The sequence below is a fragment of the Candidatus Roseilinea sp. NK_OTU-006 genome, assembly GCF_012931985.1.
GTDB lineage: Bacteria > Chloroflexota > Anaerolineae > J036 > Brachytrichaceae > JAAFGM01.
Window position 1 is genome coordinate 95,457 of record NZ_JAAFGM010000007.1, and the last position, 21,175, is coordinate 116,631.

22 protein-coding genes, 1 tRNA gene and 1 pseudogene are annotated in these 21,175 nt (G+C 64.5%); 16 read left to right on the forward strand and 8 right to left on the reverse strand.

Annotated elements, in window-relative coordinates:
* The first annotated feature begins 97 nt into the window (after window positions 1–97).
* A complete protein-coding gene (locus GXH28_RS06125; protein ID WP_169238140.1) occupies window positions 98–778 on the forward strand; it encodes an NfeD family protein in 681 nt (226 codons plus the stop codon).
* Window positions 775–1,722 (forward strand): SPFH domain-containing protein, encoded by a 948-nt coding sequence (locus tag GXH28_RS06130; protein ID WP_169238141.1) that lies wholly within the window; start codon window positions 775–777, stop codon window positions 1,720–1,722. The genes GXH28_RS06125 and GXH28_RS06130 overlap by 4 nt, the downstream gene beginning before the upstream one ends.
* 77 nt (window positions 1,723–1,799) lie before the next feature.
* Here GXH28_RS06130 and GXH28_RS06135 read toward each other — a convergent pair whose 3' ends face one another.
* Window positions 1,800–2,933, reverse strand: coding sequence for a 5-(carboxyamino)imidazole ribonucleotide synthase (locus tag GXH28_RS06135; protein WP_169238142.1), 1,134 nt, complete (start codon window positions 2,931–2,933; stop codon window positions 1,800–1,802).
* Window positions 2,934–3,074: 141 nt separating this feature from the next.
* On the opposite strand from GXH28_RS06135, the gene GXH28_RS06140 reads away from it, so the two are divergent.
* From GXH28_RS06140 to GXH28_RS06205, 14 genes are all read left to right on the forward strand, one after another.
* Window positions 3,075–3,923, forward strand: coding sequence for a competence/damage-inducible protein A (locus tag GXH28_RS06140; RefSeq protein ID WP_169238143.1), 849 nt, complete (start codon window positions 3,075–3,077; stop codon window positions 3,921–3,923).
* A gap of 156 nt (window positions 3,924–4,079) precedes the next feature.
* Window positions 4,080–5,225 (forward strand): ADP-forming succinate--CoA ligase subunit beta, encoded by a 1,146-nt coding sequence (gene sucC, locus GXH28_RS06145; protein WP_169238144.1) that lies wholly within the window; start codon window positions 4,080–4,082, stop codon window positions 5,223–5,225.
* A 50-nt stretch (window positions 5,226–5,275) separates the two neighbouring features.
* On the forward strand, window positions 5,276–6,292 hold the full coding sequence (gene hisG / locus GXH28_RS06150) for an ATP phosphoribosyltransferase (RefSeq protein WP_169238145.1): 1,017 nt from the start codon (window positions 5,276–5,278) through the stop codon (window positions 6,290–6,292).
* 73 nt (window positions 6,293–6,365) lie between these two features.
* A complete protein-coding gene (locus tag GXH28_RS06155) occupies window positions 6,366–7,592 on the forward strand; it encodes an aminotransferase class I/II-fold pyridoxal phosphate-dependent enzyme (protein ID WP_169238146.1) in 1,227 nt (408 codons plus the stop codon).
* 2 nt (window positions 7,593–7,594) lie between these two features.
* Window positions 7,595–8,182: an imidazoleglycerol-phosphate dehydratase HisB gene (gene hisB / locus GXH28_RS06160; RefSeq protein ID WP_169238147.1), complete on the forward strand. Its 588-nt coding sequence runs from the start codon at window positions 7,595–7,597 to the stop codon at window positions 8,180–8,182.
* Between the two features lie 10 nt (window positions 8,183–8,192).
* Window positions 8,193–8,948, forward strand: a complete 756-nt coding sequence (gene rsmI, locus GXH28_RS06165; RefSeq protein ID WP_169238148.1) for a 16S rRNA (cytidine(1402)-2'-O)-methyltransferase — start codon at window positions 8,193–8,195, stop codon at window positions 8,946–8,948.
* Between the two features lie 11 nt (window positions 8,949–8,959).
* Window positions 8,960–10,120 (forward strand): tRNA-ribosyltransferase family protein, encoded by a 1,161-nt coding sequence (locus GXH28_RS06170; RefSeq protein ID WP_169238149.1) that lies wholly within the window; start codon window positions 8,960–8,962, stop codon window positions 10,118–10,120.
* A gap of 4 nt (window positions 10,121–10,124) precedes the next feature.
* A complete protein-coding gene (locus GXH28_RS06175; protein ID WP_169238150.1) occupies window positions 10,125–10,928 on the forward strand; it encodes a 16S rRNA methyltransferase in 804 nt (267 codons plus the stop codon).
* A 31-nt stretch (window positions 10,929–10,959) separates the two neighbouring features.
* Window positions 10,960–11,670 carry an imidazole glycerol phosphate synthase subunit HisH gene (gene hisH / locus GXH28_RS06180; protein WP_169238151.1) on the forward strand — a complete coding sequence of 237 codons (711 nt, stop codon included), beginning with the start codon at window positions 10,960–10,962 and terminating at the stop codon, window positions 11,668–11,670.
* A complete protein-coding gene (hisA, locus tag GXH28_RS06185; RefSeq protein WP_169238152.1) occupies window positions 11,645–12,394 on the forward strand; it encodes a 1-(5-phosphoribosyl)-5-[(5-phosphoribosylamino)methylideneamino]imidazole-4-carboxamide isomerase in 750 nt (249 codons plus the stop codon). The genes hisH and hisA overlap by 26 nt, the downstream gene beginning before the upstream one ends.
* A gap of 3 nt (window positions 12,395–12,397) precedes the next feature.
* Complete coding sequence (gene hisF / locus GXH28_RS06190) at window positions 12,398–13,150, forward strand: imidazole glycerol phosphate synthase subunit HisF (RefSeq protein WP_169238153.1); 753 nt, start codon at window positions 12,398–12,400, stop codon at window positions 13,148–13,150.
* Window positions 13,151–13,458: 308 nt separating this feature from the next.
* Window positions 13,459–13,743, forward strand: a complete 285-nt coding sequence (locus GXH28_RS16810; protein ID WP_320447924.1) for a helix-turn-helix domain-containing protein — start codon at window positions 13,459–13,461, stop codon at window positions 13,741–13,743.
* A gap of 208 nt (window positions 13,744–13,951) precedes the next feature.
* Entirely contained in the window at window positions 13,952–14,614 is a 663-nt protein-coding gene (gene hisIE / locus GXH28_RS06200; protein WP_169238154.1) for a bifunctional phosphoribosyl-AMP cyclohydrolase/phosphoribosyl-ATP diphosphatase HisIE, read from the forward strand.
* A gap of 42 nt (window positions 14,615–14,656) precedes the next feature.
* Window positions 14,657–14,730, forward strand: a tRNA-Lys gene (locus GXH28_RS06205).
* Window positions 14,731–15,328: 598 nt separating this feature from the next.
* Here GXH28_RS06205 and GXH28_RS06210 read toward each other — a convergent pair.
* From GXH28_RS06210 to rpmH, 7 genes and pseudogenes are all read right to left on the reverse strand, one after another.
* On the reverse strand, window positions 15,329–16,687 hold the full coding sequence (locus tag GXH28_RS06210) for an ABC transporter ATP-binding protein (RefSeq protein ID WP_445082644.1): 1,359 nt from the start codon (window positions 16,685–16,687) through the stop codon (window positions 15,329–15,331).
* A gap of 78 nt (window positions 16,688–16,765) precedes the next feature.
* A complete protein-coding gene (locus tag GXH28_RS06215; RefSeq protein ID WP_169238155.1) occupies window positions 16,766–18,508 on the reverse strand; it encodes an ABC transporter permease in 1,743 nt (580 codons plus the stop codon).
* Between the two features lie 14 nt (window positions 18,509–18,522).
* Window positions 18,523–19,050, reverse strand: coding sequence for an NUDIX hydrolase (locus tag GXH28_RS06220; protein WP_169238156.1), 528 nt, complete (start codon window positions 19,048–19,050; stop codon window positions 18,523–18,525).
* Between the two features lie 23 nt (window positions 19,051–19,073).
* Complete coding sequence (locus GXH28_RS06225; RefSeq protein WP_169238157.1) at window positions 19,074–20,219, reverse strand: PQQ-binding-like beta-propeller repeat protein; 1,146 nt, start codon at window positions 20,217–20,219, stop codon at window positions 19,074–19,076.
* Window positions 20,220–20,234: 15 nt separating this feature from the next.
* Window positions 20,235–20,489 (reverse strand): membrane protein insertion efficiency factor YidD, encoded by a 255-nt coding sequence (gene yidD, locus GXH28_RS06230; protein ID WP_240550223.1) that lies wholly within the window; start codon window positions 20,487–20,489, stop codon window positions 20,235–20,237.
* Complete coding sequence (gene rnpA, locus GXH28_RS06235; protein WP_169238158.1) at window positions 20,489–20,860, reverse strand: ribonuclease P protein component; 372 nt, start codon at window positions 20,858–20,860, stop codon at window positions 20,489–20,491. The genes yidD and rnpA overlap by 1 nt, the downstream gene beginning before the upstream one ends.
* An 82-nt stretch (window positions 20,861–20,942) precedes the next feature.
* A pseudogene (gene rpmH, locus GXH28_RS16245) lies at window positions 20,943–21,086 on the reverse strand (50S ribosomal protein L34); the annotation flags it as partial.
* Between the last annotated feature and the right edge of the window lie 89 nt (window positions 21,087–21,175).

Here is a 21,175-nt window from a genome sequence, read left to right on the forward strand (position 1 = left end):
CTTTGACCAGCATCTTTCTAACCGATGAGCGATATCGTCCACAGCAACCCGCTCGGCGAGCGAGACGATGCGCTCCGGCGGTCGCGCAGGGAGAACCATGGACATCGGACAGGCAGTTTTCGACGTCATCGCCAATCCAAACATCGCGTATGCGTTGCTCATGCTAGGCTTGATCGCGCTGGTGATGGCCTTTGCCGTGCCGGGCACCGGCCTGCTCGAGATCGGCGCCGGGTTGTGCCTGCTCCTGGCCCTGCTCGGTTTGTCTCGCCTGCCCGTGAACATCGCCGGCCTATTACTCATCCTCGCCGGCATCGGACTGTTGATCGCCGATATTCAGATCCAGAGCGGGTTAGTCGCGCTCGGCGGGGCCATCCTCCTGGGCATCGGCTCGCTCTTCCTGTTCCGACCAGACGAGCGGGCTTTCGCCGTATCGTGGTGGTTGATCATGCTGGCATCGGGCGGCTCGGCGATTTTCTTCGGCTTCGGGTTGCACCGCGCCCTGCACGCCATGCAGCAGCGACCGGTCATCTCGCCCGACAACATCCTGGGCGCGCATGGCGTGATCAAGTCACCCCTCACCCCCGAGTCGCAGTTCACCGGCACCGCGCAAGTCGCCGGCGAGCTCTGGACGGTCAAATCGGACGAGCCGATCGGCGAAGGCGCCCCCATTGTCGTTTTACAAGTCGAAGGGTTAACATTGTTTGTGCGCGCGCTCGCACATCCGCCGGAGCAGGCGGAACGCGAAGCGCAAATCACAGAGGAGAAAAATAAGAAATGAGCGGTTTAGCCACATTGATCGCGGTCGGTTTAATCGTCGTCATCGCGCTGTTCATCCTGGGAGGCTTACTGCGATCCTTCATCTTGATCGCCAGAGAATACGAACGGTATGTCGTCTTCCGCCTGGGCCGCTCCATCGGCGCCAAAGGACCTGGATTGATCATCCTGATCCCGTTAATTGACACCGCCACGAAAGTGGATTTGCGCGAGCAGTTCATGGAAGTGCCGCAGCAGACGGCAATCACCAAGGACAACGCGCCGATCTCGGTGGACTTTCTCACCTACTGGAAGGTATCCGATCCGGAGCGCAGCGTGCTGCAGGTGGGCAACTTCGCGGCGGCATCGCAAGGCATCGCGACGACGACGCTGCGCGCCGTCATCGGCGACATCACGCTGGACGATGTGCTGGCCCAGCGCGAACGCATCAACCAGACGCTGCGCAGCAAGCTCGACGAAGTGACCGAACGCTGGGGGGTGAAGATCACCGCAGTTGAGATCCGCGAGATTACGCCGCCGCGCGAAGTGCAGGAGGCGATGAACCGCCAGATGAGCGCCGAGCGCACGCGCCGCGCGCTGGTCACCGAAGCCGAGGGCAAGCGCCAAGCCGCCGTCACCCTGGCCGATGGCGAGAAGACCGCGGCCATCCTGCGCGCAGAAGGCTCGAAGCAATCAGCCATCCTCGAGGCCGAGGGCCAGAAGATGGCGCAGGCGCTGCGCGCCGAGGGCTTCGCCACAGCGTTGAACGCAATCTTTGAAGCTGCGCGACATGTGGATGCCAACACCATGTTGATCCAGTACCTGGAAGCGCTCAAGGCGATCGGCGCCAGCCCGGCGACGAAATACATCTTCCCCATGGAATTCACCAATCTGGTCAAGCCGTTAGCGGAGATGATGGCGGCGAACGGCAAGGGGACGCGCGACAGTATCCAGCCGTCCGGCGAATGACGACCGCCGGCAGCGCGCAGCCCGGACAAAAAGCCGGCGTGGGGGACAGGCTCAGCCCACGCCGGCCTGTGCGCTTTTCACACAAACCACGCCGACGCGCTCATCAGGTCGCCGGCCGCCATGCGCGCGATGCGCTCGGCCTCGGACAACGAGTCGTGCACGGCGGTGACATGACCCATCTTGCGGCCCTTGCGGCACGCGCGCTCGCCATACCAGTGCAGGTGCGCGCCGCGATAGGACAACGCGCGCGCAAAGTCGCGCGGCCTGGGCATCTGCTCGCTCGTGCCCAGGCAGTTCACCATCACCGCAGCTTGCTTCACCATGTCCGGCCAACCCAGCGGCAGCCCTAACACGGCGCGGACGTGGTTCTCGAACTGCGATGTCAGGCAAGCCTCGATGGTGTAGTGGCCGCTGTTGTGCACGCGCGGCACAACCTCGTTGACCAGCACCTGGCCATCGGGCAGCTCGAACATCTCGATGCCGAACGCCCCGACGCCGTTCACCGCCTCCACCACAGCCCGGCCGATCTCCTTGGCCGGATGGTCGAAGCCACTGCGATGCGCGCGCACAACGTGGCACACGTGGTTGAGCCGCAGCGTCTCAGTCACGGGGTAAGTGACGATCTGGCCGTCTTGCCCTCGTGCGACAACGATCGCCAGCTCACGTTTGAAGCGGACCCATGACTCGACCATCAACGCGCGGCCGGTTGCGGCCAGCCTCTCCCAAGCCGCCTGCACATCGGCCTCGCGGTCAATCTGCGCGTAGCCATCGTAGCCGAGCGTGCGGGTCTTGAGCACGAGCGGATAGCCGTGTTGAGCGCCGAAGGCTTTGACCGCGTCGAGCGAGCCGACAGCCGCATACGCCGTAGTAGGCAAGCCGGCCGCATTCAGCGTTTGCTTCTGAGTGAACTTGTCTTGCACCAACGCTAAGGTGTGCGAGCCGGGCAGCACGCGCCGTCCGCGCTGCTCGATGAATGCGATGAGCTCAGCCGGCACAAATTCGCTCTCGACGGTGATTGCGTCCACGGCATCGGCAAATGCGCCGAGCGTCTCCAGGTCGCGCCACGAGCCGGTCACGCCGAAGGCGGTCACCTGCATCGCCGGACTCAACTCGTCTTCGTCGAGGATGGCGACGTTCACCCCGATGCGCTGCGCGGCCTGTGCCAGCATGCGCGCGAGTTGCCCGCCGCCGAGGATGCCGAGGGTGGTCATGGGATCTGTGCTCTGGCTAGGGTAATGATAATCGTCATCGCAAGCACGCCGTGCCCTGCGCGCCCGTTGCGCTGAACTCCCCAATATTGCAATGCGGGGTGTATAGTTCAGGCTGTTGATATTCGTCAACGGCAACCTGCCATGTTCAGCGACCTGCGCACTGTAGAAATCTTCGCCATCGGCAACGAGCTGCTCGTTGGGCAAGTGCTGGACACAAACACGCACTGGCTCATCCGCATGGTCACCGGCCTGGGCGCGCGGGTGACGCGGGCCGCCATGCTCCGCGACGACTATGACCACATCGGCGACGAGATCCGCGCCGCGTTGCGACGCGGCCCGCGGCTGATTCTGACCACCGGCGGCCTCGGCCCAACCGAGGACGACCTGACCCTGCGCGCCATCGCCCGCGCACTCCACCTGCCGATGCGCATACATCCAGAAGCGCTGGAGATGGTGCGCCGACGTTACGCCTATCTGGCCACGCTGCGCCCGAACTTCAGCGCCGAGCTGAACGACGCGCGCCGTAAGATGGCCCTGTTCCCCGAGGGCGCAACGCCGATCCTCAACCCCGACGGCGCAGCGCCGGCCATGGCGCTCGACGCACGTTCGGAGCATCCCGACGGCGTGACGACGATCGTCTCGCTGCCTGGCGTGCCCGGCGAGATGAAGGCGATCTTCACCACCTCGCTGCGGCCGGTGCTGGCAAACACTATCGGCGCTGGCGGCTATGTCGAGCGCACGATCGTGCTGGATAAGGGCGATGAATCGCGCATCGCTGCGCTACTTAAGGAGGTGCAAGACCATCACCCGATGGTGTATGTCAAGTCACGCGGTCAGATGTTTGAGGACGGCTTACACCTCACCGTCGTGCTTTCTATCGGCGGCAGCAACCTGGCGGCCATGCGCGAGGAAGTGCGGCGCACGGAGGAAGAAACCATTTCAGGGCTGACGCACCTGGGCTACAGCGTCGTCCGCGTGTTGGAATCATAGCGCGACCGCGCCGCGCCGGCGCCTGATACAATTCTTAGGTTGAGAGCCATCCGAACATGCGCGTTGGGCGAGCACAAACCACGCTTCGCTTGTTCAATACGCACGTTGTGTGATGAGTTGGCGGATAGGCTCTGAGCCTGATAGGACGCACGGATCATGAAACTCCACGAATACCAATCCAAGCAGATCTTTGGCCGATTCGGCATCCCAACGCCCCAGGGCATTCTGGCCGAGAATGCCACCGAGGCGCGCAACGCCGCCCGCGAGATCGGCCTGCCGGTCGTCATCAAGGCGCAGGTGCTGGTCGGCGGGCGCGGCAAAGCCGGCGGCGTGAAGGTCGCCCACACGCTCGAAGAAGTTGAAGAGAAGGCCGAGCACATCCTCGCCTTGACCATTAAGGGCCTGCCCGTGCGCAAGGTGTTGGTTGACCCCGCTGCCGACATCCAAAGCGAAATCTACCTGGGCGTAGTGATAGACCGCGCGCGACGCCGCGCCGTGCTGATGGCCAGCGCTGCCGGAGGCGTGGACATCGAGGAAGTCGCAGCGACGACGCCTGAAAAGATCGTCCGCGCGCCGATTGATCCGTTCATCGGCTTGCCGGATTATCTGGCGCGCGACGTAGCAGTGGCCATCGGCCTGCCGCGCGAGCATTGGGGGGACTTCGTCAAGATCGCCAAGGGACTTGCCGCGGCCTTCGTCGCCAACGATGCGTCGCTGGCCGAGATTAATCCGCTCGCGATCGTGAGCGCAGACGGGGGCGCGAAGCTGCTGGCGCTGGACGGCAAAATGGTGATTGACGACAACGCACTCTTCCGACACCCCGAGCTGGCGGCCATGCGCGACCCGGATGAGGAAAGCGAGGCCGAGCGCAAAGCGCGCAACGCCGACCTCAGCTTCGTCTCGCTCGATGGCAACATCGGCTGCCTGGTCAACGGCGCCGGCCTGGCGATGGCCACGCTCGACATCATCCAGCACTTCGGCGGCAAGCCGGCCAACTTCCTGGACGTGGCCGGCGGCGCGCGCGCCGATAAAGTCGCTGCCGCCTTGCGCATCGTGCTCTCCGATCCCAAAGTCAAAGTGGTGATGTTCAACATCTTCGGCGGCATCACGCGCTGCGACGAGGTGGCGCGCGGCATCGTGCAAGCGATGGAAGAAGTGAAGCCCAAAGTGCCGATGGTGGCGCGCATCACCGGCACGAACCAGGAAGAAGGCGACCGCATCCTGGCCAGCGCCAACCTGATCACCGCCACGAGCGCCGCCGAAGCGGCGCAGAAGGCCGTTGAACTCGCTCGCCTGAACTGAGGTCACGAGACCGCAAGCGCCACGGCACATCCGCGTCATGCTCACCCTCCATGCGTAACGATATCCGGCTGGCACTGCCGTCGAAAGGCCGGCTGCAACAGCCCACGTTGGATTTTCTGGCGCGCTGCGGCTTCGACGTGAAGCAATCGGCGACGCGCAGCTACATCGGCCATATCCCGGCGCTGCCGCAGGTGACCGTGCTCTTCCAGCGCCCGCGCGACATCGTGGTCAGTGTGGCCGGCGGCGGCGTGGACTTCGGCATCACCGGCTACGACGTGATTGCAGACGCAAACGCCGGTGAGGCCGCGCACGTCCTGCACGATGCGCTCGGTTACGGCAAGTGCCGCGTGGTCATCGCCGTGCCGGAATCCTGGGAGGACGTGCGAACGATGGCTGAGCTGGCCGCCAAGGTTCGCGCGATGGCGCAGCCGTTGCGTGTGGTGACCAAATATCCTCACCTTACGCGCGAGTTTCTGCGCACGCACAACGTCGCACCGTTCACCTTGATTGACGCCGAAGGATCACTGGAGGTGGTGCCGGAGATCGGCTACGCCGACATCATCGTGGATATCGCCGAGACCGGCGCGACGCTTCAACAGAATCGGCTACGCGTGATCGAGGACGGCATCATCCTCCATACGCAGGCCAGCCTGGTCGCCAATTGCAACTCGCTCAAGCGGCCGGAGGTGATGGACGTGGCGATCGAGATGCTGGAGTATTTCGAGGCGCACCAGCGCGCCGAAGGCTACTTCATGATCTGGGCCAATGTGCGCGGGCAGTCGCTCGAGGACGTGGGGCGCACCATCACCCTGCGCACGACGCTTGGCGGGTTACAAGGGCCGACGATCGCGCCGATCTACCCCAATCCGCACAGCGCCGCTGCGAATCCCGGCGCGCACTGGTTCGCCGTGAACCTCGTCGTCGGGCGCCACGAGCTGACCGACGCGATCGAACAACTGCGCGCCATTGGCGGCAGCGGCGTCGTCGTCACCCCGGCGACCTACATCTTCGAGGAGCAACCCAGCCGCGTGGCAGCGCTGCGCGCCTTTCGCCAGTCGCTGAGGTGAGCCACCGCTGCGCCGATCCTCACCTTCCCCGGCCCACCTTTGTGTGTAAAGTTCAGGGAACCGACCAGACCGTATGGACGTTGAATCGCTGATCAACCCCCACCTGCGGGCGATGCAACCCTATACGCCCATCGTCCCGTTCGAGGTGCTCTCGCAACGTCTGGGCCGACGCCCTGAAGACATCGTCAAGCTGGACGCCAACGAGAACCCCTACGGCCCATCGCCGCGCGCGCTGCAGGCGCTCGCCCGGGCCGACGGATTGCACATCTACCCCGACCCAGACCAGACGGCCTTGCGCAAGGCCATCGCCGACCACATCGGCATCCCGCCCGAGCACATCCTATGCGGCGCCGGCGCAGACGAGGTGATTGACCTGGTCGCCCGCGCCTTCGTCCGGCCAGGCGATGCCGTCGTTGACCTGCCCCCCACGTTCGGCATGTACCGCTGGGTCGCCGACGTGATGAACGCGAACTACGTCGCCGCGCCTCGCCGCGCAGACTTTTCGGTGGATGTGCATGCAGTAGAGAGATTAGTGAATTGGAGATCGGAGATTGGAGATGCTCCGGTCGCCAATCTCCAATCTCCAGTCTCCAATCTCCAGTCTCCAGTCTCCAATCTCCAACCCCCAACTTCGCTCGACTCCCTCATCCCAAAGCTGCTCTTCATCGCCGACCCCAACAACCCCGATGGCTCAACGATCTGCGACGAACAACTGCGCGCGCTTCTGGCGTTGCCGGTCGTGGTGGTGCTGGACGAAGCCTATGTGGATTTCAGCGCGCGCCCCAGCCGGGTGAGCTGGGCGCTGGCGTACGACAACCTGATCGTGCTGCGCACGTTCAGCAAGCTGGCCGGCATGGCCGGCCTGCGGGTCGGTTACGGCGTCTTCCCGCGCGCGATCATCCAGCACCTGTGGAAGATCAAGCAACCCTACACGCCCAACGTGGCCGGGACGGTGGCCGCCATCGCCGCGCTGAGCGACCGCGAGTATCTGCGCGAGAACGTGCAGCGGCTGGTGGCCGAGCGTCAGCGCATGAGCGAGCTGCTCGGGCAGTTCGACTGGCTGCATGTCTTCCCCAGCGAGGCCAACTTCGTATTGTGCCGCGTGGCCGAGGACGCGCCGGTGAACCACGGCGAGACCCGCCCGCCGGCCGCGCGCCGCCTGAAGCAGGCTCTGGAGCAGCAGGGCGTGCTGGTGCGCTACTTCGACCGCGAGGGCCTGCGCGACTGCGTGCGCATCAGCGTCGGTCGGCCCGACCAGACCGACCGACTGATCGCCGCGCTCAAAGCACTCGGCGAATAACCATGGCAAGAATCGGCAGAATTCAACGCAAGACGAACGAGACCGACGTCTCCGTGTATCTGGATTTGGACGGCGCCGGCCGCGCCGAGATTCAGACCGGCGTCGGCTTCTATGACCACATGCTGCACCATGTCGCGCACCACGGGTTATTCGATCTCACCGTGCGCGCCGTCGGCGACCTGCAGGTGGATGAGCATCACACCGTCGAAGATGTCGCCATTGCCCTCGGCCAGGCGCTGAACGAGGCGTTGGGCGACCGCGCCGGCATCGTGCGCATGGCCGACGCCTGGGTGACGATGGACGAAGCGCTGGCGCACGTCGTCGTGGATTTGAGCGGCCGGCCGTATGCCATCTTTCGCGGCGCGCTCGACGGGCCGAAGATCGGCAACCTGAGCGCGACGCTTATCCCGCATGTCTTCGAGTCCATCGCGACCCACGGCCGGCTGAACCTTCACGCGCGCGTGCTCTATGGCCGCGATGACCATCACAAAGCCGAGGCGTTGTTCAAGGCGCTGGGCCGCGCGCTGGACGCCGCCACGCGCATTGACCCGCGCCGAAGCGGCATCCCCTCGACAAAGGGCGTGCTGTAGGTTCGCTGCGATGCTCTACGTGGTCGCGACCCCCATCGGCAACCTCGGCGACATCAGCCAGCGCGCCTTGGAGGTGTTGCGCAATGCCGATGTGGTGGCCAGCGAGGACACGCGCTACACCGGCCGGCTGCTCAAGCACTTTGGCATCTCCCGCCCGCAGATCTCGTTTCACGAACACAACGAACGGCAGGCCGCCGAAAAGATCATCGCGCTGCTTCGGGAGGGGCGCACGGTGGCGCTGGTGAGCGACGCCGGCACGCCGGGCATTAGCGACCCCGGGTTTGTGTTGGTGCGGCGCTGTATAGACGAGGGACTGCCGCTGACCATGATCCCCGGGCCGGCCGCCTTCGTCATGGCATTGGTGCTCAGCGGGTTGCCGACACATGCGTTCATCTTCCGTGGCTTCCCGCCGCGCAAACCGACCATGCGTCGGCGCTTCCTCGCGGTGGACGCGCAGTCGCCCCATACGCTGATCTTCTACGAAAGCCCGCACCGCGTCGCCGCGCTGATCGCCGATGCAATCGCCGTGTACGGCGACCGACGCGCGGCGCTGGCCAACGACCTGACCAAGATGTTCGAGCGCGTGGACCGCGGCCGGCTGTCGGCGTTGCTCGCGCAGGTGCAAAGCCGAACGCCCAAAGGCGAATACGTGCTGGTGATCGAGGGCGCCGCGCGCGCCGAAGGAGGGCCACCTGAGGAAGAAGATGAGGCGTCGCAAGTCACCAGCAGCGCTTCGGCCGCCAGAAGCGACTTGCGCGACGCCTAACGCTCCATCCTATGACGCCCGACATCCTCCATCTACCGCACGGCGCGCTGGCCCTGCCGACCTTCCTGCCGGATGCCACGCGCGGCGTCGTGCGCGCTGTGGACAGCGCCGATCTCGAGAACGTCGGCGTCGAGGGGATCGTGATGAGCATCTTCCACCTGATGCAGCGCCCCGGCACCACCACGGTGAAGGCGCTGGGGGGCTTGCACGCGATGACCGGTTGGCAGCGGCCTATCGTAACCGATAGCGGCGGCTTCCAGGCCTACTCGCTCATCCGCCAGAACCCGAGGTTCGGCTCGCTCACCGACCGGGGGCTGGTCTTCCGGCCCGACGGCAAGGACAAAGCGTTGCTGACGCCGGAGAAAAGCACGCAGCTCCAACTCAGCTTTGGCGCGGACATCGTCATTTGCCTGGACGACTGCACCCACCCGGATGACAGCGAGGCCGAGCAGCGCGAGAGCGTCCGGCGGACGATCGCCTGGGCCAGGCGCTGCAAAGCCGAGTTCGAGCGGTGGCTGGCCGTGCCCCGCGGCGCCCCCGCTTCGCACAAATCCACGGACGCGCCACCGGCAGCGGCTCATTCGTCCCCGGCGGACGCTGTAACCAGGCGACCGCTGCTGTTCGGCGTGATTCAGGGCGGCGCGTCCAAAGAGCTGCGTAAGGCGTGCGCCGAGGCGTTGCTGGAGATTGGCTTCGACGGCTTCGGCTACGGCGGATGGCCGTTGGATAGCGACGGCGCGCTCCTGCGCGACATCGTCGCTTATACGCGCGCGCTCGTCCCGCGCGCGCTGCCCATGCACGCCTTGGGCATCGGACATCCCGATAGCGTCGTCGCCTGCGCGCGCATGGGCTACGACCTGTTCGACTGCACCCTACCCACGCGCGACGCCCGACGGGGCCGGCTGATGATCTTCAACCAGCCGCCTGATGAGACGCGCTTCGAGGGTCAATGGTGGTCCTACCTCTACATCGGCGACGAGAAGCACATCAAGTCGAGCGCGCCGGTCTGCGAATATTGCGACTGCCCGACCTGCCGGCGCTACTCGCGCGGCTACCTGCATCACCTCTTCAAGGTCAAAGATGCAGCATACGGGCGATTGGCTACGCTGCACAACCTGCGTTTCATGACGCAGTTGATGGCGCGTCTGCGGCAGATCATCGCCCACGACTGACGTGATGCACGACGATCCTCGGCTGGAGGAGCTGGTCAAACAAGTGCGCGCCAGCCGCAAATACAGCGCGATCAGCGAAGCGCTCGTGCGGCGCATCGGCGCTGCGGAGCTGTGCAAGCGCGCGACGCTCCAAGACGCCGTCAAAGCGACCAAGAAGACGCTGCATCAAATCGCCGGCCTATATCTCGCCAACGCACACCCGCCTTACGACGCATGGCTGCGTCAGATCATCCAAGCGCCCGACGACACCGCGCGGCGCGCCGTGTTGCGATCCATCATGAACCATCACACCTCGACGCGGGAGCGACTCCCCATCCTGGATGCGTTCTACGCGCGCGTGCTTGCCGACCTTGGCCCAGTGCGCTCGGTGCTCGACCTCGCCTGCGGCTTGAACCCACTGAGCCTACCGTGGATGCCGCTGGCCGCCGGCGCGACATATCATGCCGTGGACATCTACGAGGACCTGGCAGGCTTTCTGCGGGCAGCCCTGGCGGCGCTCGGCGTAGCGGGCAAGGCCGAAGCCCGCGATGTGATCACCGACTGCCCTACCGATGCAGCCGACGTCGCTCTGTTGCTCAAGGCGCTCCCTTGCCTGGAACAGCTCGACAAAGCCGCCGGCGCAGCCATCCTGGATACAATCAATGCGCGCTGCATCGTCGTCTCGTTCCCTACGCGGACGGTGGGCGGCCGGCAAGTCGGCATGCGCGAGAACTACGCGGCGCGCTTCGCAGCGATGATCGCCGACCGGCCCTGGCGCGTCGAACGCATCGAGTTTGTAGGCGAACTGGCCTTCCGCCTAACGCGATAGGGCGCGCGGCGCAGCGCATTCGAGGACATCCATGATTGCAGTGATTGACTACGGCGCAGGCAACCTGCGCAATGTGTGCAAAGCGCTGGAACACGTCGGCGCTGAACTCACGTTGACCGACGACCGGCGCGAACTGGAGCGCGCCGAAAAGTTGGTGCTGCCCGGCGTGGGCGCATTTGCCGATTGCCAACACGGCCTGAAGGCGCGCGGCCTGTTTGAGCCGCTGCGCGCGCTGGCGCTGGCCGGCAAGCCGCTGCTCGGCATTTGCGTCGGCATGCAACTGTTGTTTGATGTCGGCGAGGAGATGGGCGAGTGGGAAGGACTCGGCTTGATTCCCGGCCGCGTCGTCCGCTTCCACTTCGCAATGCAACACAACACCGCCAACGACGAGAGCGAACGCCGGCTCAAAATCCCACACATCGGCTGGAATCAGTTGTGGCTGAAACAGCCTGATCATCCGCTGCTGGCCGGCATACGCGATGGCGACTATGCTTACTTCGTCCACTCCTATCACCCGCAGGTCGCCGATCCAGCGCACGTGCTGGCGGTCACCGACTACGGCTACTTCTTTCCGTCGGTGGTTGCGCGAGGCAACCTGTGGGGCATCCAGTTCCATCCGGAAAAGAGCCAGGACGTCGGCTTGCGCCTGTTGAGAAATTTCGTGACCTGGCCGGCGAACGACGCACCGCTCAGCAACGTCTATGGGAGGAGCACGCGTGTTCACGATCTATCCGGCCATTGACCTGCGCAACGGGCGCGTCGTGCGCCTGTTGCAAGGCGACCCATCGCAACAGATCACGTATTCGGACGACCCGTCGGCCGTCGCGGCGCGCTGGGTGAGCGAGGGGGCGACCTGGTTGCACGTGGTCAACCTGGACGGCGCGCTCGGCGACCCAGCCGCAGGGCGCGCCAATCGCCGCGCGTTGCAAGAGGTGCGGCGCCGCGTGAGCGCGAAGCTCCAGCTCGGCGGCGGCCTGCGGGACATCCACGATGTGACGGCCGCGTTCGACGACGGCGCCGACCGCGTGGTGCTGGGAACCGCCGCGGTGGAGAATCCGCAACTCGTAGCCGACGCGCTCGACCGGTTCGGGCCGGAGCGCGTCGTCGTCGGCCTGGACTCACGCCATGGCATCATCGTCACGCGCGGCTGGCAGCAGGCCACACCGATGACGGCGATTGAGCTGGGTTCGCTCATGCGAGGGATGGGAGTCGTTCACGCCCTCTACACGGAAGTCGGGCGCGACGGCATGATGGCCGGCGTCGCCGCCGAGCTGACGGCAGCCCTGGCGCAGTTGACCGGCCTGCAAGTCATCGCCTCGGGCGGGGTGCGCAACCTGGACGACATCCACGAGTTGATGCAGTATGCATCGCGCGGCGTGTCCGGCGTGATCGTCGGACGCGCGCTCTATGAGGGCGCATTGTCGCTCCGGGAAGTATTGCAAACGATCGTCACGCAAGAAGGGTAACGTATGCTCGCCAAGCGCATCATCCCATGCTTCGACGTCGCCAACGGACGGGTGGTCAAAGGGGTGAACTTCGTCAACTTGCGCGACGCCGGCGACCCGGTGGAGCAAGCCGGCATCTACAACGGCGAGCGCGCCGACGAATTGGTCTTCCTCGACATCCTGGCCTCGCACGAAGGCCGCGGCACCACCGTCGAGATGGCGCGCCGCGTGGCCGACGCGGTGTTCATCCCCTTCACCATCGGCGGCGGCATCCGCTCGGCCGACGACTTCCGCACGCTGTTGCTGGCCGGCGCCGACAAATGCTCAATCAACAGCGCTGCCGTGCGCAACCCCGATTTGATCAACGAGGCGGCATGGCGCTTCGGGTCGCAATGTGTGGTGGTGGCCATAGACGCCCGACGCGATGGCGACGGCTGGAAGGTATATCTGAACGGCGGGCGCATACCGACCGACCTGGACGCCGTCGCATGGGCGCAAGAGGCCGAACGGCGCGGCGCCGGCGAAATCTTGCTCACCAGCATGGACACCGACGGCACGCAGGACGGCTACGACTTGCCGTTGTTGCGCGCGATCTGCAGCGCCGTGAACCTCCCGGTCATCGCCTCCGGCGGTGCCGGCAAGCTCGAGCACTTCTACGAAGCAATCCAGGCCGGCGCCAGCGCCGTGCTGGCGGCTTCGGTCTTCCACTATAAAACCTTCAGCGTAGGCGAGGTGAAGCGCTACCTCGCCGGTCGGGGCGTGCCCGTGCGACTGTGAGCTTGACCTTGAGGCAGGTTGATCTAATCTCGACGCTGCAGACGCAGAGCGCGTTCGGCGACGTAGCAGCACAGCAGAACGGACGATCAGTGAGGCATGAGCAAGCCCGGCAGCAAGTATTACCCCCTGCGCACTTACCTGCGCGAACGGGATCGGGATGAGATCACCCTGACCTTCGCGCAAATCGAGCAAATCCTGGGCAAACCCTGCCCAAGGGCGCGCGCATTGAGCGCGGGTGGTGGAGCAAACGCCGGCACGCCGCCTCCCAGGCGAAGGCCTGGCTGGACGCCGGTTTCAAGGTGGCAGCGGTGGATCTGCAACGCCGACGAGTCGTATTCGCCCTTCCGACCAAACTGGCCAGCCGCTACCGCGTCGAACGCGACGGCGACACGTTCCTCTGGAACGCCGGTCTGATCAAGGCGCTGCACGAGCACATGAACATGAGCCTGGCCGAGTTCGCGCGCGAGCTGGGCGTGCGCCAACAAACGGTCAGCGAGTGGGAGACCGGCGCCTATGCGCCCACGCGCGCGACGTCCAAGCATCTCACCCTCGTAGCCGAACGCGCCGGCTTCGGCTACGGCGCCGACCTCTAGGAATCCCCCACACGGATCTGCGCGCCGCGCGACCCATTCCCCCATTCGCTGGGTTCCCTGCCCTGGTTGGATTACGACGAGCCCACACAGCTCATCCTGCCTGAGTTCGGCGGAGGCGCCGATGAAAGCGAGGACGAGAATGGCACGTGCGATGGCGATACCGCACAGGATGCATGACCGCGCCGCTATAATCACATACGAGGTTGCCATGCTGTCGGCCTGGACCGCAGCGCAGCGAAACGTGCTTCAACTCAAGTTCGACGCCTTCGGCCTGATCCCCGCCATCATTCAGGACGCCCTCACCGGCCGTGTGCTCATGCTCGGCTGGATGAACGAGGAGGCGCTGGGGCGCACGCTGCGCACCGGCGAGGTGTGGTTCTGGTCGCGCAGCCGACAGACGCTGTGGCACAAGGGCGACACCAGCGGCAACGTGCTGCGCGTGCGCGAAGTGCGCGCCGATTGTGACGCCGATTGCCTGCTCGTCCGCGCCGAGCCAGCCGGTCCGACATGCCACACCGGCCGCGAGAGTTGCTTCTGGCAGGACGTGAAGGGCGACGCGCTCCAACCACCCGCAGCGAGTTTCCTCGACGAATTGGCCGAGATCGTGCAGTCGCGCCGCGTCGCTGCGCCAGACGAAAGCTACACCGCGCGGCTGTTTGCGCAAGGTCGCCTGAAGATCGCCCAAAAAGTGGGCGAGGAAGGGCTGGAAGCGGCGCTGGCCGGCGTTGCTCAAGACGACAATCGGCTAATCGAAGAGAGCGCCGATCTGCTCTTTCACCTAATCGTGCTGTTGAACGAGCGCGGCGTAGCGCTGCGCGAAGTATTGGCCCGGCTGGCCGAGCGGCACACGCGAGCGACGCAGGAGCAATGACGCGCTTCCAGAGCCTGGAAAGTAGCGGTATGATTAGGCATCGGGCCGTTAGCTCAGCCTGGCAGAGCAGGGGACTTTTAATCCTCGTGTCGCAGGTTCGAATCCTGCACGGCTCATCAACCCTTAACCCTCCCCGGTCGGCGCATCGCGCATCAGAGATTGTGGCCGGATAGCGCAGCGATGATGCGCTCCACCGGCAGCCGGTCGGCCTGATCCACGCCGACGTGGCTAAGTGCGACGCGCCCTGGTGCATCCACGATCGGCGCGATAGATGCGCAGGGACGAGTCGGCGATAAAGCGCGTGTTTGCCCGCCGCGTGCGAAGCGCTCGGCCTTGAGCGTGCAGCCGATCCGCGTGCGAATCGCTCGGCCTGAGCAAACGAAAACGCCAATACCGGCGCATCCATGCGCTGCTCGTACAGGGACTGGCGCAACGGCACCAGATGCATCATCGAGATGCCGACATGAAACTGCTTATGCGCCTGATCCCACTGTCCTGCCTGATTATGGCCGGTTGTGCAATGGCAAGTGGGGAGGATACAACTGGGTTGACCAAGTGGGCGATGCGTCCACACTCGGCGCGCTAGGGCTCAAGTTCCGTTGCCATGGCCGCGCTCATGCTCGCTGCATGCGCCGGCTGGCATCTGGCAGCATGAGCGTGAGACCCATGCCATGACCGAGAGGGCTGGCTGCCCGTCGCGCCCGCGATCGGAACTCAATCCGTCAATTCGCTCGCCTCAACAGGCAGCAACAGCCGATCTTCGCCACGATCGTATTCGAACAGCTCGGCATAGCGTCCCCAGTCCACAGCCGTCTCGAATTGGTGCTGCGCTTCCTCGCGCGGGAAGTGCTCGTCCAAGATGTCGAGGAAGAACCCGGCACGCATCGAACCATTCGGCTTGGCCTGGAGCGTGTTGTAGATCATCTTCACCATCGGCACGCGCTCCAACAGTTGCGCGCGGAAGATGTCCTTGCTGGTCTGGATGTCGGCTGTGGCGAACGCCCGGCCGTTATCGGTAAGGGTGATATCGCCCTGCCTCACCTCGGCCAGACCCAGCATCACGGCTGCATCAACGATCGGCAACAGATCATCCGTCGCCAGTTGGAGCGTGCTGGAGATCTCGGGCAAGTCGCGGAGTTCAGGCCGCTCGTTGAGCAGTTCGAGCAAGCCGCTGATCCCGCCGACGGTGGCATGGGGCAACGGCGGGTAGGGTGTCTCGCGGCGCGGCAGCACGCCGGCCATGGCTGCGGTCACGTCGCGGTCCGGGTTCGTCATGGCGATGTAGATGCCATCCACCAGCTCCTTGAACCGGCGCGCGCTCCGGTCGCGTGGGCGCGGCAGGTCAATCGTCACTTCGCCGCGCACCCGACCCGGGTTCGCGCCCAGGATAATGACGCGGTCGGCCAAATACACCGCTTCCTCGATGTTGTGCGTGACGATCAGCACGCTCTGTGCCGGGAAGTCACCCTTCTCCCAGAGGTCGCTGATCTCGCCGCGCAGGTTTTCGGCAGTCAGTACGTCCAGCGCGCTGAACGGCTCGTCCATGAACAACACCTTCGGCTGCTTGACGAACGCGCGCGCGAAGCCGACGCGCTGGCGCATACCGCCCGATAGCTCTTTGGGATAGGCGCTCTCGAAGCCGTCGAGTCCAACCATGTCAATGGCCTTCAGCGCGCGCGCCTGCCGCTCTTTGAGTGGCACGCCGAGCGCTTCCAGACCCAGTTCGACATTCTGCTGCACGGTCAACCACGGCAGCAACGCAAACGACTGGAACACCATCGTCACGTCGGGGTTGGGGCCGGTCACGCGCCGGCCTGACGAAAACACGTCGCCGCTCGATGCCGGAATCAGCCCGGCCAAGATGCGCAGCAAGGTGCTCTTGCCGCTGCCGCTGCGGCCGAGTAGCGCCACGATCTCGCCCGGCTTGACGGTGAGGTTGATGTTCTCGAGCACGGTGAAGATGCCGTTGCCATCCGGCAGCTCGAAGTTCTTGAATACGTTGACGGTGCGGATCAGCGCACCGTTGCGATCCATCGCGGGCGTCTTTGTATCGTTCATGAGTGCAGTTGCCATTTCGATGCTCCTTTTTAGCTCCTCGACCACGAGAGCGCACAGCCTTTCCACACGCTGCGCCTCAGGATGAATGTCTACTCACAAGACGTATTTGCTTTCGGCCAGAACGTAGAGCCGTCGCCAGAACAGGCGGTTCAGTGCGACAACGAACAGCGCCATCATGCCTACGCCCAGCGCGATGCGCGGCCAATCGCCGACCGCGGTGGCATTTGCGATGTACGCGCCCAGGCCGGTTGCCGTCAACGTGGTATCTCCCCAAGACACGACCTCGGCCACGATGCTGGCGTTCCACGCGCCGCCCGAGGCGGTGATGCCGCCGGTGACCCAAGCCGAGAAGATGCCGGGGATGATCAGCCGGCGCCACAGCTTCCAGCCGCACAGCCCCATGTTCGCCGCCATCTCACGCAGGTCGCTGGGGATGGTCTGCGCGCCGGCAATGACGTTGAACAGGATGTACCACTGTGCGCCCAGTGACATCAGCAAGATACTGCCGACATTGAGGCTGATGCCCGTCGCGATCAACGCGACCGTCACGAACGGGAAGAGGAAGTTGGCCGGAAAGGCCGACATGAACTGCGCCAGGGGTTGGATCAGGCGCGCCAAGCGCGGGTTGAAGCCGACGGCCACGCCGATCGGCGCCCAAATCAGCGTCCCGATGGCGGTGAGCGCGGCTACGCGCGCCATGGTGATCAACCCCAGCACGAAGGTGTTGACCACCTCCGGCAGCCCCACTTCGCTCAGGATAAAGCGGATCAGCACAACGGCGCCGGCGACCAGCAGGGCGATCAACAGGCCGTTGTAAATCCAATCCATCCACGCCGGCGCTGCTGCGCGTGGTTTCGCCATCTGCGCTGGCTTGGGCGCCAGTGTGCCGCTCAGCGCGCGATTGACGAATTCGCTCGCCGGGCGCAATGCTTCGCCAATGAGCGACGGCAGTCGTGCCGCGCGCCACAAGTTCAACAGCCAGGACGTCGGCGTCTCGCCGGCTTCGCTCTGCTCGTTGCGGAACTTCTGCGACCAGGCGATGAGCGGCCGCCACACCAATTGATCCACCAACACGATCATGATCGCCATAGCAACGATGGCCGCAATCAGCGCGCCGACGTTCTGCTGATCAACCGCTTCAGTCACGTAGGCGCCGATGCCGGGCAAACGGTAGTCCTGGTTGAGCACGCTGATGGCTTCGCTGGCTGCGACGAAGAACCAGCCGCCGCCGAAGCTCATCATCGTGTTCCACGTCAGGCCGATCATCGAATTCGGCGCCTCGACCTTGGTGAAGTATTGCCAGCGCGACAGACGGAACATGCGCGCCATCTCCTGCTGCTCGCGCGGAATCGTCCGCAGCGAGTGGTAGAACGAGAAGGTCATGTTCCACACCTGGCTGGTGAAGATGGCGAAGATCGAAGCTGCTTCCAGCCCCAGCAAGCTGCCGCGGAACAGCGCGATGAAGAACGCGATCGTCACCGAGAGAAAGCCCAACACCGGCACGCTCTGTAAAACATCTAGCAGCGGGATGAGCACGCGCTCGGCGCGCGGGCTGTGCGCGGCCACGTAGCCGTAGGTGAACGTGAACAGCAGCGAGAAGAACAGCGCGATGAACATGCGCAGCGTGCTGCGCGCCAGGTAATACGGCAGATGGACGATATCTAAGCTGATCGGCTCGGGCAGCACGTCCGGCGGCTGAAAGGGCACCAGTGCCGTGCTGCCCACGTAGGCGATCAGGACGATGAGCGCCAGCGCGCCAATGGTGATCGCCACGTCGGCAGCGGTGAACGGCAGGCGGCGCAACGTCTCGCGCGTGGGGAAGGTCAACCTGATCATGATAGCAACCCAAATCAGAGGCGAGTATAACGCCAGCTCACGGGCTGACCGTTCTCGTAGGGCATCACGCCGTGGAACGGACGAGGATCGTCATCGAAGACGAGCGGCAAGAAGTAGGGGTCGCCCGGCCACATGGGGAGCGCGGCGCGGTCGCGCGTCCGTGGATCGGTCGAACATGCATCCAGCAGGCGTTGGAGCGGCGTCCACTCCAGTGTGCCTTCGTCGTTGCGCATCACCGGCTCACCGACAAACTGATAGATCAAGAAGACAAAGCCGAGCCAGTCTTCACCGTTCGGGCCGAAGCCGGGCCAACTGATAGTGCCGCGCAATTGCATGGCGGCCACCTCGACGCCGGCCTCCTCGCGGATCTCGCGCTTCATGCACGCTGCGACATCTTCATCGCGTTCCACCTTGCCGCCCAGGCCGTTGTATTTGCCGAAGGCCTGATCGTCGGGGCGTGCGTTGCGATGAATCATCAACACAAATTGGCGGTCGGGCGAAAGGATATAGCCCAGGGTGCCGATAATGGGGGTGTAGGGCATGAGATGGAGGCGCCGCTGTGGTGCTACGGCTTAGTCGCCAAGGGGAAATCAAATTTCTTTCGGCGGCTTTCCAGGTCAACTGCCGTCAACTTGATGTCCCCGTCGAAGAGCGGCACAAGCAGCGCGCCATTGGCGTAGGCCGGCGTGGAGAGCAACCGCCGCACCAGGCCATTCTCCAGTACGCGCATTGGCGATGAGCGGATGGCGTCCGTGCTGAGCCGGCGATCAAAACTATACAAGTAAGTGTCGCTCGACACCACGTAGAGCGTGTTGCCGACGATGACCGGCTGAGCGCGGATTGCGCCACCCACCTGCGACCGCCAGAGCACGTTGCCGCTGCGGCGGTCAATGGCATACACCCCACCCTTCACATCGCCGACAAAAATCTCGTCGCCGTCGAGCAGCGGATCGCACCAGATCCAGCCGTCCAGCCGGTTCGGTGAGCGCCAGACCAGCGCGCCGGTCTCGGCGTCCACGGCGTACATGTGCTGGTCGAATGAGCCGAAGTACAACACGCCGTCGGCGATGGCCGGGTGCGAGGCGATCGGGGCACCAGCGCTGAAAGTCCACAACAGCTTGCCGGTAGCCGCATCGAGCGCATACAGACGGTGGTCGAGCGACGGCTGGAAGACTTTGCCCTTCGCCACCCGGGGCCGCACCCACAACTTGTTCTGCGCGGTGAACTTCCACACCAACTTCGGCTCGCCGCCTTCGAGCTGCGCCGGGTCGAGCGCGTAGAGGGTGTTATCTCCGTTTGGTGCAAAGATCAGCTTGCCGTCGGTGCTGGCGCCGTCGGTGTATTCGCGCTGGCCGCCGGAGAAGCGCCATAGCTCAACGCCGCTATCAGCGGAAAGCGCGTAGAGGCGGTGGCTGGTGCGGCCATTCAAGCCGATGGTCTCACCCACGATGATGGCGTTGCCGAATTTCAGCGGCGGGCCGGCGAACGGGCCGGGGCGCGTGTTGCTATCGGCCTCGGTCGCAGGGAACATCCACTTTTGCGCGCCGGTGGCCGGATCGAACTTATACACATGCAAGTTGCTGGCGAGGTAGGCGTCTGCGCCGTCGAGTGTGAGACCGGGGAAGGAAGTGGGGGAGATTTCGCCGCCGCAGGCGCTCAGCATCAGGGCAGCAGCCGCGACGACGAGCAAGTTGCGCAGTGCTCTTTTCATGTTCGGTTCAGGCGCTCAGGGAACCGGATCGTATCCGCCGGGATGGAAGGGATGACAGCGCGCAATGCGCTTGACGCCCAGCCACAGCCCTTTCACAGCGCCGTACTTGGCGATGGCTTGGAGCGTATATTCGCTGCACGTGGGATAAAAGCGACACGACGGCGGCAGCGCCGGAGAGATCGCAAGCTGGTAAAAACGGATCGCACCGATCATCAGCCGATCGAACAGGGCCTGCCGCATGCGCGCACGTCGCGGGTAGGTTTCGAGCATCACTTCGCGATAGGCGCCGTTCGTATCAGATGAGCTTTGTTCAGCAGCCACAGTAGATCGTCTTGCACCTGTTGCATGCGCGCCGACTCGGCGATGATGGAAGGTTGCGCGATCAGCACGATGTCCCACCCCGGGGCGATCGAATCGGACAGATGACGCATTGCCTCTTGCAACAACCGGCGCGCGCGGTTACGCTTCACCGCGCTGCCGATCGCTCGCGTGGTAATGTAACCGACCCGCGTTTGCAACCCATGCGGTTCATCCGCTTGCGCCGGCGCGCGAGCGGCGTTCAACACACAATACTTGCCACGCCACCGCGCGCCCTCTCGGCGAACCCGCTCGAAGTCCTCCTTCCTCGCCAGCTTCTCCAATTGGTCACTTGCTGCCCGCGGTGCCGCGTTTGCTCTTGGCCGGAGAATACACTGCGTTCCAGTTGACTTTCTTGACGTGGTTGTTCGCCGACACCGTCAACACTTTGCGCCCTTTCGCGCGACGCGCGGCGAGCACCTTGCGTCCGCTCTGGGTTGACATGCGCGCTCGAAAGCCATGTACGCGCACGCGGCGGCGCTTCTTCGGTTGATACGTTCGCTTTGGCATCTCGTACTACTCCTCTGACTCACTCACCGAAGGCGTGCAACCGATGCCCACCTTGGCAGAAGTCCAAGATCCAGAAAATGAAGCGCGCG

What these genes read in the sequence shown, in the direction of transcription:
- rsmI (WP_169238148.1), top strand. Translation starts at nt 8,193, where the DNA reads ATGCTCTACGTGGTCGCGACCCCCATCGGCAACCTCGGCGACATCAGC.
- yidD (WP_240550223.1), bottom strand. Translation starts at nt 20,489, where the DNA reads ATGCTCGAAACCTACCCGCGACGTGCGCGCATGCGGCAGGCCCTGTTC.
- GXH28_RS06175 (WP_169238150.1), top strand. Translation starts at nt 10,125, where the DNA reads ATGCACGACGATCCTCGGCTGGAGGAGCTGGTCAAACAAGTGCGCGCC.
- GXH28_RS06170 (WP_169238149.1), top strand. Translation starts at nt 8,960, where the DNA reads ATGACGCCCGACATCCTCCATCTACCGCACGGCGCGCTGGCCCTGCCG.
- GXH28_RS06140 (WP_169238143.1), top strand. Translation starts at nt 3,075, where the DNA reads ATGTTCAGCGACCTGCGCACTGTAGAAATCTTCGCCATCGGCAACGAG.
- hisF (WP_169238153.1), top strand. Translation starts at nt 12,398, where the DNA reads ATGCTCGCCAAGCGCATCATCCCATGCTTCGACGTCGCCAACGGACGG.
- hisB (WP_169238147.1), top strand. Translation starts at nt 7,595, where the DNA reads ATGGCAAGAATCGGCAGAATTCAACGCAAGACGAACGAGACCGACGTC.
- GXH28_RS06220 (WP_169238156.1), bottom strand. Translation starts at nt 19,050, where the DNA reads ATGCCCTACACCCCCATTATCGGCACCCTGGGCTATATCCTTTCGCCC.
- GXH28_RS06210 (WP_445082644.1), bottom strand. Translation starts at nt 16,687, where the DNA reads ATGGCAACTGCACTCATGAACGATACAAAGACGCCCGCGATGGATCGC.
- GXH28_RS06135 (WP_169238142.1), bottom strand. Translation starts at nt 2,933, where the DNA reads ATGACCACCCTCGGCATCCTCGGCGGCGGGCAACTCGCGCGCATGCTG.
- GXH28_RS06225 (WP_169238157.1), bottom strand. Translation starts at nt 20,219, where the DNA reads ATGAAAAGAGCACTGCGCAACTTGCTCGTCGTCGCGGCTGCTGCCCTG.
- GXH28_RS06130 (WP_169238141.1), top strand. Translation starts at nt 775, where the DNA reads ATGAGCGGTTTAGCCACATTGATCGCGGTCGGTTTAATCGTCGTCATC.
- GXH28_RS06125 (WP_169238140.1), top strand. Translation starts at nt 98, where the DNA reads ATGGACATCGGACAGGCAGTTTTCGACGTCATCGCCAATCCAAACATC.
- GXH28_RS06155 (WP_169238146.1), top strand. Translation starts at nt 6,366, where the DNA reads ATGGACGTTGAATCGCTGATCAACCCCCACCTGCGGGCGATGCAACCC.
- hisIE (WP_169238154.1), top strand. Translation starts at nt 13,952, where the DNA reads ATGCTGTCGGCCTGGACCGCAGCGCAGCGAAACGTGCTTCAACTCAAG.
- GXH28_RS06215 (WP_169238155.1), bottom strand. Translation starts at nt 18,508, where the DNA reads ATGATCAGGTTGACCTTCCCCACGCGCGAGACGTTGCGCCGCCTGCCG.
- sucC (WP_169238144.1), top strand. Translation starts at nt 4,080, where the DNA reads ATGAAACTCCACGAATACCAATCCAAGCAGATCTTTGGCCGATTCGGC.
- hisH (WP_169238151.1), top strand. Translation starts at nt 10,960, where the DNA reads ATGATTGCAGTGATTGACTACGGCGCAGGCAACCTGCGCAATGTGTGC.
- hisG (WP_169238145.1), top strand. Translation starts at nt 5,276, where the DNA reads ATGCGTAACGATATCCGGCTGGCACTGCCGTCGAAAGGCCGGCTGCAA.